This window comes from Streptomyces ardesiacus, from assembly GCF_003112575.1.
Lineage (GTDB): Bacteria > Actinomycetota > Actinomycetes > Streptomycetales > Streptomycetaceae > Streptomyces > Streptomyces ardesiacus.
Genome location: NZ_BEWC01000002.1, coordinates 183,967 through 197,927 on the forward strand (window position 1 = coordinate 183,967; position 13,961 = coordinate 197,927).

The window sequence follows — 13,961 nt, forward strand, 5'->3', positions numbered from 1 at the left end:
GCCCCGCCGTGCGCCCGGGCCCGCCGGGGCGGTCCCGGGCGGAGGCTTCTCCCGCCGAGGTCCGGCACCGGAACCGTCGGCAGGAGGCGGCCCTGAGGCGCTCGCCGCGCCCCCGTGTCGAAGTGACGGTCAACGAACTCACCGGGATCGCGAGCTGGCGTACCGTCACGCCCGGCGGTGCGTTCCGGCACTCACGGGCGCGGGCGGCCGGCGGCAGCGGGGCGTCGCCCGGTGCGTCGCGGGCCTCGGCGGCGCGCTCGCCGGGCGGCGGCGCGCACGGGGCGCCCGCCCGGGGTGCCGCACCGATCCCCGTACGGCCCGCGGCCGTGCGCGCGGTCACGAGTACGGCGGGGGTGTCCGCCGGCGCGGACCGGCAGGGCGCGCAACTGGCGCAGACCGCCCAGCTCCGTTCGCAGGTCCAGGGCGACCTGTCCCGGGCGGCGCGCATGCCCCGGGCCGTGGCGGCGCGTCTCACCACTACCGTCCCGGCCCACCTCACCGCGCTTTCCGCGGCCCGTGCGCACACCCTCCACACGGCCTCCGGGACCTCCCGCCCCGCCTCACCGGCACCCCAGTCCCCGGCCCGTCGCGGCCCGTCAGGCCGCTGATCCGCCGGGCGTCCGCAGCGGGCGGGCGTTCCCGCCGGCGGCCTCCCCGCACCTGGAACGAGCCTGTGACACCCCGGTGACGCCAGAAGGGGGAGCGAGCGGCGAGACTCGACTGTAGGTGCACGACAGGCATGACAGGCTCTGGACGGCAGGGAACGGAAACCGCCGACGGAAGCCGCCGATGAGTGGGGGAACGATGTCTCGACTCGGCCGCGACAAGCAGCGGGAGCACGAGGGCGCCGAGCGCTCGCCCGATTCCGTGGCGACGCCGATCGACGTCCGCGTACCGGAGGGCGGCCCCGGCGTGCGCGGGGCCCGCGTCGACGGCTCACTGGTCGTCGCGGCGCCGGGCGAGGAGATCCAGAACGCCGTCCTGAACCGCCTCCACCGCCTCGCCCTCGCCGCCGGCCACCCGGTCCTCGCCACCATCCACGACCGGCGCCTCGGCTACTCCGTCCCCCTCCGGGTCGACCCGGACGGCTCCAGCCACCTCGCCGGGGACCCGGCACCGACGGAACCGGGATCGGTGGCCCCGGCACCGGCGGACCCGGCTCCGGTAGCCTCCGCACCGGCGGAACCGGGATCGGTGGCCCCGGCACCGGCGGACCCGGCTCCGGTGGCCTCCGCACCGGCGGACCCGCCGTCGGCGGCCCGGGCGTCGGCCGCTCCCGCGTCGGCGGCCCCGGCATCGATGGACCCTGCGTCGGCGGCCCCGGCACCGATGGACCCGGCATCGGTGGCCCCGGCCCCGGCATCCCCCGCACCGGCCGACCCCGAGGAGACCCCCGTGCGGCACGACCTGGCCACGCACGTCCTGCGCCTGGTGACCCCGGCCGGGGACGGTGTGCCCACGTTCACGCTTCGCGCCCTGCCGGAACCGGCCGGGGACGGTGTGCCGACGTTCACGCTCCGCGCCCTGCCGGAACCGGCCGGGGGGACGCCGCCCGGCACGGTGGCGCCGCCGACCGGTGTCTTCGGACCGCCGCCCGTCATGGACACCGGTACGGCCGGCGTCCCGGAGGACCCGGAGCCGCGGCCCATGCCCACCCCCGCGCCCCGGCCGACGCCAGCCGCCCCCGACCTCGGCCCCCGTCCCGACCCCTACGCCGACCCGGACCCCAAGCCCACCCCCGCCCGCGGCTTCGACGCCGTGGCCGAGGCCGTGCTCGGGGACGCGCCGCTCACGGCGCCGGGCGACGCGACCACCCCGGCGTTGCTCGCGGAGCCGACGGCCCGTATCAACGAGGCCGTCAAGGAGGGCCGTACGCAGGACGCGGCACGGCTCGCGGAGCACACGGCGGCGGAGGCGTCGGACACGCTGGGGCCGGAGCACCCCGAGGTGCTCCGGCTCCGGGAACTCACCGCGTACATCGCCTACTTGTCCGGCGACCCGGACCGTGCCTTCCGGCTCTCCCTGGACCTGGCCCGGATACACCGGCGTGCGGGCGACGCGGAGGCCGCCTACGGCAACGTGCAGAGTGCGGCGACCGCCTGGCGCGGCGTGCGCGACCCCGCCCGGGGCCTGGAACTGGGACACGACCTGGTCGGCCTGTGGGACGAACTCGCCGCCGAGGACGGCCCGGCCGCGGAGGAGGCCGAGGAACTGGAGTCCGTCCGCGCCCGCATGGGCCGCCTCACCGCACGAGCCCGCGTCGAGGCGGGCTGACCCGAACCCCGGGCGGCGGCCCGCAGCCGGTTCCTACCGCGACAGTTCCCAGACCGCGTACGCGATCGCGTCGCTGTTGCGGTCCAGGGCCGTGTCGTCGATGTTGGCCGTCGTGTCGCAGGACGAGTGGTAGCAGCGGTCGAACGGCTGGCCCACGGTGCCGCCCCACTTGGCCGCCTGCGCGGACGTCTTGCGGTAGTCCGCGCCGCTGAAGAGGCCGCCCACGGGGACGCCCGCGTTCTTGAAGGGGGCGTGGTCGGAGCGGCCGTCGCCCTCGGTCTCGATCTCCGTGGCGATGCCGAGGCCGGCGAAGTAGTCCTTGAACGTCTTCTCGATCGTCGGGTCGTCGTCGTAGACGAAGTAGCCGGGGTTGGGGGAGCCGATCATGTCGAAGTTCAGGTAGCCGCTGATCTTCGCGCGCTCGGCCGAGCCGAGGCTGTTGACGTAGGCGCGGGAGCCGACGAGCCCGAGTTCCTCCGCGCCCCACCAGGCGAAGCGCAGGTGCTTGGCCGGCTGGTAGCCGGACCGGGCGACGGCGAGCGCGGTCTCCAGGACGGCGGAGGAGCCGGAGCCGTTGTCGTTGATGCCGGGCCCGGAGGTGACGCTGTCCAAGTGTGACCCGGCCATGACAACCGTGTTCGCGTCACCGCCGGGCCAGTCGGCTATCAGGTTGTACCCGGTGCGGCCGGAGGCGGTGAACTGCTGGAGCCGGGTGGTGAACCCGGCCGCTTCCAGCTTGGCCTTCACGTAGTCGAGCGAGGCCTGGTAGCCGGCGCGGCCGTGGGCGCGGTTGCCGCCGTTCGCCGTGGCGATCGACTGCAACTGCGCCAGGTGCGCCTTGACGTTGGCTATCGGTATGTCGGGCGCGGCGGCGGCCGCCGGGCGGGCGGGGGCGGGGGCCGCGCCGGCGACCGAACCGCCGGTCACCAGTGTGGCGACGGCGACGGCGGCGGCCGTCAGCGCGCGTGCGGAAGGCAGGAGCTGCATGTGGGGGGCTCCGAATTCCTAGAGGGTCCCCCGGTGAGGGGACTCCGCAGTGAAATGGGGTGCCTGGATGGTGCGGGCGGGACTGACCGGCCGTCAAGACCGCTATTCGGCCACCGCGTCACGCATACCGGAAGCCCTCCCGCCCCCGCCCCGGACCGGGCCGTCCTCTAGTGGACGCAGAACTCGTTCCCCTCCGGGTCCGTCATCACCACCCACTCCCCGCCCGGTTCCTTCACCTGGCGCTGCACGTCCGCCCCCAGCGCCTGGAGCCGGGCGACCTCCTCCTTGCGCCGTCCGTCCGCCGCGTGCACGTCGAGGTGGAGCCGGTTCTTGCCGGTCTTGGCCTCCGGGACGCGCTGGAACAGCAGCCGCCGCCCGAGCCCGGTGCCGCTCTCCTCCTGGAACGGGTCGTCGGGGTGCCGCACGGCGGCCAGGTCGCGCCAGGCCCGGCGCCCGTGGGCCTCGACGGTCAGCTCCGCCGGTACCGCCCCGAAGCCCAGCAGTTTCTCGATGAGCGCGCTGTTGTCCTCCACCTCGTAGTGGAGGGCCGCGGCCCAGAACTCCGCCTGTGCGTGCGGTGCGGCGGCGTCGATGACGATTTTGAAGTGCAGCGGGGCAGGCTGCGAGGTCGATGTCATGTAACCACTTATACTGGTTTCATGAGCGAGCGGACAGGGGAATCGCCGAAACGGGCGCAGAAGCGGGAAGCGGCGAAGTCGTCGTCCCCGGGGCGTCCCCCCGGACTGACGCTGGTGTCCCGCGAGGGGAGGCCGTACCGCTTCGACCCGGGCGCGCTCTGCCTCGAACTGCTGCCGACCGGGGGACCCGGCGCCTTCGCGCGCTGGGAGGTGCTGCACGAGCCCGCCGACCTGGTGGCCTGGGCGGAGCGCAGCCGGCTGCCGGACGGTCTCGACCTGAGCGTGGACCGCGCGGACGTGGCACGGGCCAGGACCCTGCGCGACGCCCTCTTCCTCCTCACCGCCGACCGCGCCCACGGACGTGCGCTCCACCCCGGCCATCTGGACGCCGTCAACGCCGCGGCGGCCGAAGCCCCGCTGGTCACCCGCCTCGAACCGGACGGCAGCCGCGGCTGGGCCCCGGAAGCCACGGGCGCCGGCCTGCTGTCCACGGTGGCGCGCGACGCGATCGAGCTGTTCACCGGCCCGTACGCGGACCGCATCCGTGAGTGCGGCGCCCACAACTGCCGTCTGCTGTTCGTCGACACCTCACGCCCCGGCCGCCGCCGCTGGTGCGCGATGGAGCACTGCGGCAACCGGGAGAAGGTCCGGGCGCACCGTGCACGACAGGCGCCGGACGGGCGCTGACCCGGCGCCCCGCGGAGCTACGGCTTGACCGCCCCGACGTCGCGCTGCCCGGGCGTGCCGGGGGCGTCGGCCGCGTTCGAGGCGTCGGAGGGAGCGGAGGACGGGGAGGACGGGGAGGACGGGGAGGAAGGGGAAGAAGGGGAGGAGAGTGAGGCCGGCATGCCGGAGGCCACGATCCCCTGCTCCCGGGCGGCGGCGTCCCCCTTGGCCGGCGGTACGCCCGCGCCCGCCCGGTCCAGTTGCTCCCGCAGCGCCCGCGCGGTCCGGCGGGCCGTGCGCAGGGCGTCCCAGGTGAGCAGCGTCAGCGCCAGCCAGACCAGCCCGAAGCCGGCCCAGCGCTCGGGCGGCATGGCCTCCCCGAAGTACAGGACGCCGAGCACGAACTGGAAGACCGGCGCCAGGTACTGCAACAGCCCCAGCGTGGACAGGGGCACCCGGATCGCCGCCGCGCCGAAGCAGACCAGCGGGATCGCGGTGACGACGCCGGTCGCGGCGAGCAGGGCCGAGTGGCCGGGGCCCTCCGTGGTGAAGGTGGACTCGCCCTGGGAGCCGAGCCACAGCAGGTAGCCGAGGGCCGGCAGGAACTGGATCGCCGTCTCGGCGGCGAGCGACTCGACGCCGCCGAGGTTGACCTTCTTCTTCACCAGGCCGTACGTGGCGAAGGAGAAGGCGAGGCAGAGGGAGATCCACGGCGGCTGCCCGTAGCCGACGGTGAGGACGAGCACGGCGGCGAAGCCGGTGGCGACCGCCGCCCACTGCGCGGGCCGCAGCCGCTCCTTGAGCAGCAGCACGCCCATCGCGATGGTGACGAGCGGGTTGATGAAGTAGCCGAGCGAGGCCTCGACGACGTGGCCGCTGTTCACCGCCCAGATGTAGACGCCCCAGTTGACGGTGATGACGGCGGCGGCCACCGCCACCAGGGCGAGCCTGCGCGGCTGCCGCAGCAGCTCGCCGGCCCAGGCCCAGCGTCGTACGAAGAGCAGGGCGACGGCGACGAAGACGAGGGACCAGACCATCCGGTGGGCGAGGATCTCACCGGCCCCGGCGGGCTTGAGCAGCGGCCAGAACAGGGGGACGAGCCCCCACATCCCGTACGCCGCGATGCCGTTCAGCAGGCCTATGCGCTGCTCACTCCTGGACGACCCGGCCACGGGCACCTCCTTCTCGCACACGGCATGCCGGGGACGGGGAGGCATGCCAGGACGAAGGTAGCGCCGCACCCGGCCGCCTGTCATGCCCGTATCGCCATACGGTCATGACAGGCGGCGGGCCGAAAGGGCGGAGGTCAGCCCTTGAGTGCCGCGGCGACGGCCTCGGAGAGCGGCGTCGTCGGGCGGCCGGTCAGCCGGGACAGGTCGCCGGTGGAGACGACCAGTTCGCCCTTGGCGATGGAGGCGTCCACGCCCGCGAAGACGTCCGCGAGCGGACCGGGGACCCCGGCGCCGGTCAGGATGCCGGTGTAGGCCTCGACGGAGACGGGGGTGTAGACGATCTCCCGGCCCGTCTGCCGGCTCAGCTCGGCCGCGTACTCGGCGAAGCTCCACGCCTCGTCGCCGCCCAGCTCGTACGTGGCGTTCTCGTGTCCCTCGCCGGTCAGGACGGCGACGGCGGCGGCCGCGTAGTCGGCGCGGGAGGCGGAGGAGACCCGTCCGTCACCGGCCGCCTGGACCACGGCGCCGTGCTCCAGGACCGGGGCGAGCTGCTCGGTGTAGTTCTCGTGGTACCAGCCGTTGCGCAGCAGCACGTACGGCACGCCCGAGCCGGTCAGCACCGCCTCGGTGGCGCGGTGGTCGTCGGCGAGCGCCGCCTTGAGGCTCTCGGGGGCGCTGGTGTAGGCGAGCAGGGCGACCCCGGCCTTCTGGGCCGCGTCGATCACGACCGTGTGCTGCCGGACGCGGCCCTTGTCGAACTCGTTGCCGGAGACCAGCAGGACCCTGTCGCCGGCGGCGAACAGGCCGTCGAAGGTCTCGGGGGCGTTGTAGTCGGCGACCGCGATCCGTACTCCGAGGGCGGCGAGGTCGGCGGCCCTGTCGCGGTCCCGGACGACCGCGGTGACCTGGTCGGCCGGCACCTTCTCCAGCAGGTTCCGCACGACGTGGCGGCCGAGGTGTCCGGTGGCTCCGGTGACGACGATGCTCATGGTTTCAGTGCTCCTGGTGGGGGTCCGTTGTCACTAACCCTACGGGCTGCGCTAACCAATGGAAAGTGCCCACTTTGAAGTAAGTACTTACCCGCACGTAATCCACGGGGGTACGCCGGAGGGGCCCGGACGGAAGTCGTCCGGGCCCCTCCGGCGTACGGTGGACGGCGCTCTCGTCAGCCGACGACCGTCCAGGTGTCGTTGCCGGCGAGCAGCGCCGCGAGGTCCCCCTTGCCGTTCTGCTCGACGGCGGTGTCGAGCTGCTCCGACATGAGCGTGTCGTAGACCGGCCGCTCCACCGACCGCAGGACGCCGATCGGCGTGTGGTGCAGGGTGTCCGGGTCGGCGAGCCGGGAGAGCGCGAAGGCCGTGGTCGGGGACGCGGCATGGGCGTCGTGGACCAGGACGTCCGCCTCGTTGTCCGCGGTCACGGTGACGACCTCCAGGTCCCCGGTGCGCGGATCCCGTACGACACCCTTGGCACCGTCGGCGCCGAAACGGATCGGCTGCCCGTGCTCCAGCCGGATCACCGCCTCCTCGGCCCGCTGGTTGTCCTTGAGGGCGTCGAAGGCGCCGTCGTTGAAGATGTTGCAGTTCTGGTAGATCTCGATGAGGGCGGTGCCCGGGTGCTCGGCGGCCTGCCGCAGCACCTCCGTGAGGTGCTTGCGGTCCGAGTCGACGGTCCGGGCGACGAAGGACGCCTCCGCGCCGAGGGCCAGCGAGACCGGGTTGAACGGCGCGTCCAGCGAGCCCATCGGGGTCGACTTGGTGATCTTGCCGACCTCGGAGGTCGGCGAGTACTGGCCCTTCGTCAGGCCGTAGATCCGGTTGTTGAACAGCAGGATCTTGAGGTTGACGTTGCGGCGCAGCGCGTGGACGAGGTGGTTGCCGCCGATGGAGAGCGCGTCGCCGTCGCCGGTGACGACCCACACGCTCAGGTCCCGGCGCGAGGCGGCGAGCCCGGTGGCGATGGCGGGGGCGCGGCCGTGGATGGAGTGCATCCCGTAGGTGTTCATGTAGTACGGGAAACGGGAGGAGCAGCCGATGCCGGAGACGAAGACGATGTTCTCCTTCGCCAGGCCGAGCTGGGGCATGAAGCCCTGCACGGCGGCGAGGATCGCGTAGTCGCCGCAGCCGGGGCACCAGCGCACTTCCTGATCGGACTTGAAGTCCTTCATGGACTGCTTGCCCTCGGCCCTCGGGACGAGCTGGAGCAGTGCGTCGGTGTCAGCCATCGATGGCCTCCTTCAGGACCGTGGCGAGCTGTTCCGCCTTGAACGGCATGCCGTTGACCTGGTTGTACGACTGGGCGTCGACCAGGTACTTCGCCCGGATCAGGGTGGCGAGCTGGCCCAGGTTCATCTCCGGCACCACGACCTTGTCGAACCGCGCGAGCACCGCGCCGAGGTTGGCCGGGAAGGGGTTGAGGTGCCGCAGGTGGGCCTGGGCGATCTCCTCGCCGGCGGTGCGCAGCCGGCGCACGGCCGCGGTGATCGGGCCGTACGTCGAGCCCCAGCCCAGCACCAGCGTCCGTGCGCCGTCCGGGTCGTCGACCTCCAGGTCGGGGACGTCGATGCCGTCGACCTTGGCCTGCCGGGTGCGGACCATGAAGTCGTGGTTGGCCGGGTCGTAGGAGATGTTCCCGGTGCCGTCCTGCTTCTCGATGCCGCCGATCCGGTGTTCGAGCCCCGGCGTGCCCGGCACCGCCCAGGGCCGGGCGAGGGTGTGCGGGTCGCGCTTGTACGGCCAGAACACCTCGGTGCCGTCGTCCAGGGTGTGGTTCGGCCCCTGCGCGAACCGCACCGCCAGGTCCGGCAGCTCGTCCGGCTCGGGGATCCGCCACGGCTCGGAGCCGTTGGCGAGGTAGCCGTCGGAGAGCAGGAAGACCGGCGTGCGGTACGTCAGCGCGATCCGCGCGGCCTCCAGGGCGGCGTCGAAGCAGTCGGCGGGAGTGCGCGGGGCGACGACCGGGACCGGTGCCTCGCCGTTGCGCCCGTACATCGCCTGCAGCAGGTCGGCCTGCTCGGTCTTGGTCGGCAGACCGGTGGAGGGGCCGCCGCGCTGGATGTCCACCACCAGCAGCGGCAGTTCCAGGCTCACCGCCAGCCCGATCGTCTCGCTCTTGAGCGCCACGCCGGGGCCGCTCGTCGTCGTCACGGCCAGCGAACCGCCGAAGGCCGCGCCGAGCGCCGCGCCGATCCCGGCGATCTCGTCCTCGGCCTGGAACGTGCGCACGCCGAAGTTCTTGTGCCTGGAGAGTTCGTGCAGGATGTCCGAGGCCGGGGTGATCGGGTACGAGCCCAGGAAGAGCGGCAGGTCCGCCTGCCGGGAGGCGGCGATCAGACCGTAGGCCAGGGACAGGTTCCCGGAGATGTTGCGGTAGGTGCCGGGCGGGAACGCCGTCGCCGCCGGCGCCACCTCGTAGGAGACCGCGAAGTCCTCCGTGGTCTCGCCGAAGTTCCAGCCCGCCCGGTAGGCCGCGATGTTGGCGGCGGCGATGGCGGGCTTCTTGGCGAACTTCGACTTCAGGAACTTCTCCGTGCCCTCGGTGGGCCGGTGGTACATCCAGCTCAGCAGCCCGAGCGCGAACATGTTCTTGGAGCGCTCGGCCTCCTTGCGGCTGAGGTCGAACTCCGTGAGCGCCTCGACGGTCAGCGTCGTCAGCGGCACCGGATGCAGCCGGTAGCCGTCGAGGGAGCCGTCCTCCAGCGGGGAGGTGGCGTAGCCGACCTTCTGCATCGCCCGCTTGGTGAACTCGTCCGTGTTGACGATGATCTCCGCGCCGCGCGGCAGGTCGCCGACGTTCGCCTTCAGCGCGGCCGGGTTCATCGCCACCAGCACGTTGGGCGCGTCGCCCGGGGTGAGGATGTCGTGGTCGGCGAAGTGGAGCTGGAAGGACGAGACGCCGGGCAGGGTGCCGGCGGGTGCCCGGATCTCGGCCGGGAAGTTCGGCAGCGTCGACAGGTCGTTGCCGAACGACGCCGTTTCCGACGTGAATCGGTCGCCGGTGAGCTGCATCCCGTCGCCCGAGTCACCCGCGAACCTGATGATCACCCGGTCGAGCCGGCGGACGTCCTTCGCCCCGACCGGTTTGCGCTGCGCTCCCACGACGGTCTCGTCGGTACCGTCGGCCTGCTCCGCTGGGCTGCTGACCTGGCTGGTCACTTACTGGACCTCCCTCGGGACGGCTGTCCGGGGACTGGTCTCCCACCGACCGATCCCGGGATCAACCCTACGTCCGCACACCATGACTTCCGGTGGACATTCGGATGATGGACACGACGTTGAGACGGAGCGCGGCCCCGGAACTCCGGGGCTCGCGAGGCGTGGGCCGCCCGTGTCAGGAATTGAGATACGTGAGCACGGCGAGCACCCTTCGGTGGTCTCCGTCGCTCGGGGACAGGCCCAGCTTCATGAAGATGTTGCTGACGTGCTTCTCGACGGCGCCGTCGCTGACGACGAGCTGCCGGGCGATCGCCGAGTTGGTCCGGCCCTCGGCCATGAGGCCCAGCACCTCCCGCTCCCGGGGGGTGAGCCCCGCCAGCACGTCCTGCTTGCGGCTGCGCCCGAGCAACTGCGCGACCACCTCCGGGTCCAGCGCCGTACCGCCCTGCGCCACGCGCACCACGGCGTCCACGAACTCCCGTACCTCGGCCACGCGGTCCTTGAGCAGATAGCCGACGCCCCGGCTGGAACCGGCCAGCAGCTCCGTCGCGTACCGCTCCTCCACGTACTGCGACAGCACCAGCACGCCGAGCCCGGGATGCGCCTTGCGCAGCCGCACCGAGGCCCGCACCCCCTCGTCGGTGTGCGTCGGCGGCATCCGTACGTCCGCCACTACGACGTCGGGCAGCTCGCCCTGCGCGTCCAGCTCGGTGATGGTCTTGATCAGCGCCTCGGCGTCGCCGACACCGGCCACGACCTCGTGCCCGCGGTCGGTCAGCAACCGGGTCAGCCCCTCTCGGAGCAGCACTGAATCCTCGGCGATGACCACCCGCACCCTGTCCTCCACGATCTCGGCCCCCCACAGCCCGTGCACCTCGCGGTCCGCGCGGCCCGCGCCGCGGCCACGAACCGTCCGTGTGACGGGTCAAGCATCCCAGCATCCGGGGCCGGACGTCCTCAGGGCTCGGGAACTCCGGGAGACCGGCCCCGGTTCGGCCGTGCGACGGCCGGTTCTGGATCACGCCGTCCCGGCCCGGGGGAGGGGGCCGGGGGCGGCGCGGGCCGGTCGGCGGTGCGGGCGCCGCCTCCTGGGCGGGTGCCCGGCCCGCCCGGGGCAGCGCTGCGACCAGGTCCGGCGCCCGGGCCACGGAGTGAGCCCCGGCGCCGGGGCGGGGGCGGAGCCTGGGACGACATCGGGCTCAGGGGCGGGGACCCGGACCGAGGGATGCCGTCGGCCCCGTGACGGCGCCCGGCTCCGTGACGGAGCCGGGCGCCGCGTCGGTCAGACGGTGACCGGACGGGTCAGACGGTGACCGGATGGGTCAGACGATGACCGGGGCGGTCAGACGATGACCGCGTGGTCAGACGGTGGCCGGGTCGCTCCGCCAGGGCAGCTCCGCCGTGATCCGCGTCGGCCCCCCGGCCGGCGAGTCCACCACGAGGATCCCGTCCACCGCGTCGAGCCGCTCCGCCAGACCGGCCAGACCCGAACCGGCCGACGCGTTCGCACCGCCCACACCGTTGTCCACGACCTGGAGCATCAGCCGGTTCTCCACCCGCCACACCTCCACCGCGGCCCACGTGGCCCGGGCGTGCTTGCTGATGTTCTGGAGCAGCTCCGAGACCGTGAAGTAGGCGATGCCCTCGATCGCCGACGCCGGCCGCTCCGCCAGGTCGACCTCCACCCGCACCGGCACCGTGCAGCGCGAGGCGACCGCCGACAGCGCCGCGTCCAGCCCGCGGTCGGTGAGGACCGCGGGGTGGATGCCCCGAGCCAGGTCCCGCAGCTCCTGGAGCGCCGTCTTCACCTCGCCGTGGGCCTCGTCCACCATGACGGCCGCGGCCCGGGGGTCCTCCTTCAGCTTCTCCTTGGCCAGCCCCAGATCCATCGCGAGGTTGACGAGGCGGGCCTGCGCCCCGTCGTGCAGGTCGCGCTCGATGCGCCGCAGGTCGGCCGCGGCCGTGTCCACCACGACCCCCCGGTCCGACTCCAGCTCCACGACCCGCGTCGCCAGCCTCGACGGCCCGAGCAGCCCGTGCACCATGACCCGGTCCACCGTGGTCAGCGCCCGCACCAGCCACGGCGTGACCAGCGTGAACAGCAGCCCGATCAGCGCCGTCACGGTGATCTCGAACGGGTTGTCCAGGTAGATCCCGTGCGTCTCGTCGCCGTAGAGCTGGAGCCCGTCCTGACCGGTGTACATCGGGAACACCCAGAACCACAGCGGGTACGTCAGCATCGCCCACCCGGTCACCCAGAAGGTCACCGACACGGCGAAGGAGAAGACCGACCAGGGGAACTGCACGATCGCGTACAGCAGGCTCCGCCAGGAGGCGCCGCTCTTGAGCACCGCCCCCATCCAGCCCATCGCCCCCTGCTTCTTCATCCGCAGCGGCTCGGGGTCGGACATCCGCAGCCCCAGCAGGGCCCGCGCCCGCACCCGCTCCATCGCCCCGAAGCCCCGGCACCCGGCGAGCGCGGCGGCCAGCACCGGCACCCCCAGGAACGTCACGAGCAGGCCCGCTCCCAGCGACACCATCGTCACCGCGAACGTGAAGAGCAGGATGCCGATCGGCAGCCCCAGCAGCACGTAGCCGAACTCGCGCAGGCTCCGCGCCTCGAACGGTGCCCGCAGCCCCGCCGGCAGGCGGTGGCGCCGCGTGCCGGTGTCCCCGGGGAAGCCGGACCCGCTCCCGAGTCCGTAACTCTGTCCGTATTCCGTGGCCATCGGTGCCGTCCCTCTCCTCGTCGCCCTGCGGCTGCGCTGTCGTACCTCCACCCTCCTGGACCGCGCCGCCCCGGCCAATGGAGCCCGTCGGCGTCCGCGAAGGGGGGTTTTCCCTACCTCCCGGGCGCGGAGCCGGCCGCGTCGGCCGGCGTGCGGTCGCGCCACGGCAGCTCGGCCGTGATCGTCGTCGGTCCGCCCTCCGGCGAGTCGACGACGAAGAGGCCGTCGACGGCGGACAGCCGGTCGGCGAGGCCCTTCATCCCCGTGCCGCCGTCGAGGCGCGCGCCGCCCCGGCCGTCGTCCTCCACCTGTATGAGCAGCCGGTCGGACGACCGCCACACCTCCACGGCGGCCGACCTCGCCCCGCTGTGCTTGCTGACGTTCTGGAGCAGCTCCGAGACCGTGAAGTAGGCGATGCCCTCGATGGCGGGCGCGGGGCGCTCCGTCAGGTCGACGGTCACCTCGACCGGCACGGTGCAGCGGGAGGCGACCGAGGAGAGCGCCGCGTCCAGACCCCGGTCGGTGAGGACGGCGGGATGGATGCCGCGGGCCAGGTCCCGCAGCTCCTGCAGGGCCAGCTTCACCTCGCCGTGTGCCTCGTCGACCATGGCCGCCGCCGCGTCCGGGTCCTCCAGGAGCTTCTCCTTCGCCAGGCCGAGCCCCATGGCGAGGTTGACGAGGCGGGCCTGCGCCCCGTCGTGCAGGTCGCGCTCGATGCGCCGCAGGTCGGCCGCGGCCGTGTCCACCACGATCCCCCGGTCCGACTCCAGCTCGGCGATCCGCCGCTCCAGCTCGTCGGACGGCGACAGCAGCCCGCGCACCATCGCCCGGTCGACGTTGGCCATGCCCCGCGCCAGGAACGGCAGCACCGGCCACAGCACGAACAACGACGTCAGCGTGACGAGGAAGGTGGCGACGCCCCAGGGAAACCGGATGACGTCATACAGCACCGTGCGCCAGCCCACCGGGTCCTTCAGCGACATCCACAACTGTGCGAAGAAGCCGCGCCCGCCCAGCCGCGGCAGCGGACTCGGTTCGTCCACCCGCACCCCGAGCAGCGCCCGGGCCCGGGCCCGCTCCAGCTTCCCCAACTGCCGCGCGCCCAGCAGACCGGCCGCCAGCAGCGGGAGCCCGACCACCGTGACCGTCAGGCCGATGCCGACGGACAGCATCGTCACGACGTAGACGAAACCGAGCAGTGCCGCCGGGAGGTTCGCCAGCAGATGGGCGATCTCCTTCCAGGTGTGCCGGTCGTAGGCGAAACGGGCCGGCGGCGGGCGGTCGTCGGCCGCCGCGCCGGTGGTCCGGGCGCGGCTCGGGGTGGAGAGGCGTTCGGTCATA

12 protein-coding genes are annotated in these 13,961 nt (G+C 73.2%); 3 read left to right on the top strand and 9 right to left on the bottom strand.

Features of this window, described 5'->3' with window-relative positions; translation table 11 throughout:
- The first annotated feature begins 122 nt into the window (after window positions 1-122).
- Both Sdi02f_RS07765 and Sdi02f_RS07770 read left to right on the top strand, forming a co-directional pair.
- The gene (locus tag Sdi02f_RS07765) at window positions 123-608 is read left to right on the top strand and encodes a hypothetical protein (protein ID WP_108932997.1); all 486 of its coding nucleotides are present in this window, start codon (window positions 123-125) and stop codon (window positions 606-608) included.
- Between the two features lie 196 nt (window positions 609-804).
- Window positions 805-2,274 carry a tetratricopeptide repeat protein gene (locus Sdi02f_RS07770; RefSeq protein ID WP_167458140.1) on the top strand — a complete coding sequence of 490 codons (1,470 nt, stop codon included), beginning with the start codon at window positions 805-807 and terminating at the stop codon, window positions 2,272-2,274.
- 33 nt (window positions 2,275-2,307) lie between these two features.
- Here the strand turns inward: Sdi02f_RS07770 and Sdi02f_RS07775 are convergent, their stop codons facing one another.
- A complete protein-coding gene (locus Sdi02f_RS07775; RefSeq protein WP_108932999.1) occupies window positions 2,308-3,261 on the bottom strand; it encodes a M28 family metallopeptidase in 954 nt (317 codons plus the stop codon).
- A 167-nt stretch (window positions 3,262-3,428) separates the two neighbouring features.
- On the bottom strand, window positions 3,429-3,899 hold the full coding sequence (locus Sdi02f_RS07780; protein ID WP_108933000.1) for a VOC family protein: 471 nt from the start codon (window positions 3,897-3,899) through the stop codon (window positions 3,429-3,431).
- 21 nt (window positions 3,900-3,920) lie between these two features.
- Here Sdi02f_RS07780 and Sdi02f_RS07785 point away from each other — a divergent pair, with 21 nt between their 5' ends.
- A complete protein-coding gene (locus Sdi02f_RS07785; RefSeq protein ID WP_174843319.1) occupies window positions 3,921-4,586 on the top strand; it encodes a CGNR zinc finger domain-containing protein in 666 nt (221 codons plus the stop codon).
- A 17-nt stretch (window positions 4,587-4,603) separates the two neighbouring features.
- On the opposite strand, the gene rarD is transcribed toward Sdi02f_RS07785, so the two are convergent.
- From rarD to Sdi02f_RS07820, 7 genes are all read right to left on the bottom strand, one after another.
- Window positions 4,604-5,737, bottom strand: coding sequence for an EamA family transporter RarD (rarD, locus tag Sdi02f_RS07790; RefSeq protein ID WP_051783235.1), 1,134 nt, complete (start codon window positions 5,735-5,737; stop codon window positions 4,604-4,606).
- Between the two features lie 134 nt (window positions 5,738-5,871).
- On the bottom strand, window positions 5,872-6,726 hold the full coding sequence (locus Sdi02f_RS07795) for an SDR family oxidoreductase (protein WP_030400159.1): 855 nt from the start codon (window positions 6,724-6,726) through the stop codon (window positions 5,872-5,874).
- A 176-nt stretch (window positions 6,727-6,902) separates the two neighbouring features.
- Complete coding sequence (locus Sdi02f_RS07800) at window positions 6,903-7,961, bottom strand: 2-oxoacid:ferredoxin oxidoreductase subunit beta (RefSeq protein WP_030400160.1); 1,059 nt, start codon at window positions 7,959-7,961, stop codon at window positions 6,903-6,905.
- On the bottom strand, window positions 7,954-9,891 hold the full coding sequence (locus tag Sdi02f_RS07805; protein ID WP_030400161.1) for a 2-oxoacid:acceptor oxidoreductase subunit alpha: 1,938 nt from the start codon (window positions 9,889-9,891) through the stop codon (window positions 7,954-7,956). Before Sdi02f_RS07805 ends, Sdi02f_RS07800 begins: the two co-directional genes overlap by 8 nt.
- Window positions 9,892-10,066: 175 nt before the next feature.
- Window positions 10,067-10,726, bottom strand: coding sequence for a response regulator transcription factor (locus tag Sdi02f_RS07810; RefSeq protein ID WP_281262862.1), 660 nt, complete (start codon window positions 10,724-10,726; stop codon window positions 10,067-10,069).
- Window positions 10,727-11,252: 526 nt separating this feature from the next.
- On the bottom strand, window positions 11,253-12,620 hold the full coding sequence (locus tag Sdi02f_RS07815) for a sensor histidine kinase (protein ID WP_053665137.1): 1,368 nt from the start codon (window positions 12,618-12,620) through the stop codon (window positions 11,253-11,255).
- A gap of 113 nt (window positions 12,621-12,733) precedes the next feature.
- Complete coding sequence (locus Sdi02f_RS07820) at window positions 12,734-13,960, bottom strand: sensor histidine kinase (RefSeq protein WP_030400164.1); 1,227 nt, start codon at window positions 13,958-13,960, stop codon at window positions 12,734-12,736.
- Window position 13,961: the final 1 nt, after the last annotated feature.

Coding starts and splice junctions, on each gene's coding strand:
- Sdi02f_RS07785 (WP_174843319.1), top strand. CDS start 3,921: ATGAGCGAGCGGACAGGGGAATCGCCGAAACGGGCGCAGAAGCGGGAA.
- Sdi02f_RS07775 (WP_108932999.1), bottom strand. CDS start 3,261: ATGCAGCTCCTGCCTTCCGCACGCGCGCTGACGGCCGCCGCCGTCGCC.
- Sdi02f_RS07770 (WP_167458140.1), top strand. CDS start 805: ATGTCTCGACTCGGCCGCGACAAGCAGCGGGAGCACGAGGGCGCCGAG.
- Sdi02f_RS07780 (WP_108933000.1), bottom strand. CDS start 3,899: ATGACATCGACCTCGCAGCCTGCCCCGCTGCACTTCAAAATCGTCATC.
- Sdi02f_RS07815 (WP_053665137.1), bottom strand. CDS start 12,620: ATGGCCACGGAATACGGACAGAGTTACGGACTCGGGAGCGGGTCCGGC.
- Sdi02f_RS07795 (WP_030400159.1), bottom strand. CDS start 6,726: ATGAGCATCGTCGTCACCGGAGCCACCGGACACCTCGGCCGCCACGTC.
- Sdi02f_RS07800 (WP_030400160.1), bottom strand. CDS start 7,961: ATGGCTGACACCGACGCACTGCTCCAGCTCGTCCCGAGGGCCGAGGGC.
- Sdi02f_RS07820 (WP_030400164.1), bottom strand. CDS start 13,960: ATGACCGAACGCCTCTCCACCCCGAGCCGCGCCCGGACCACCGGCGCG.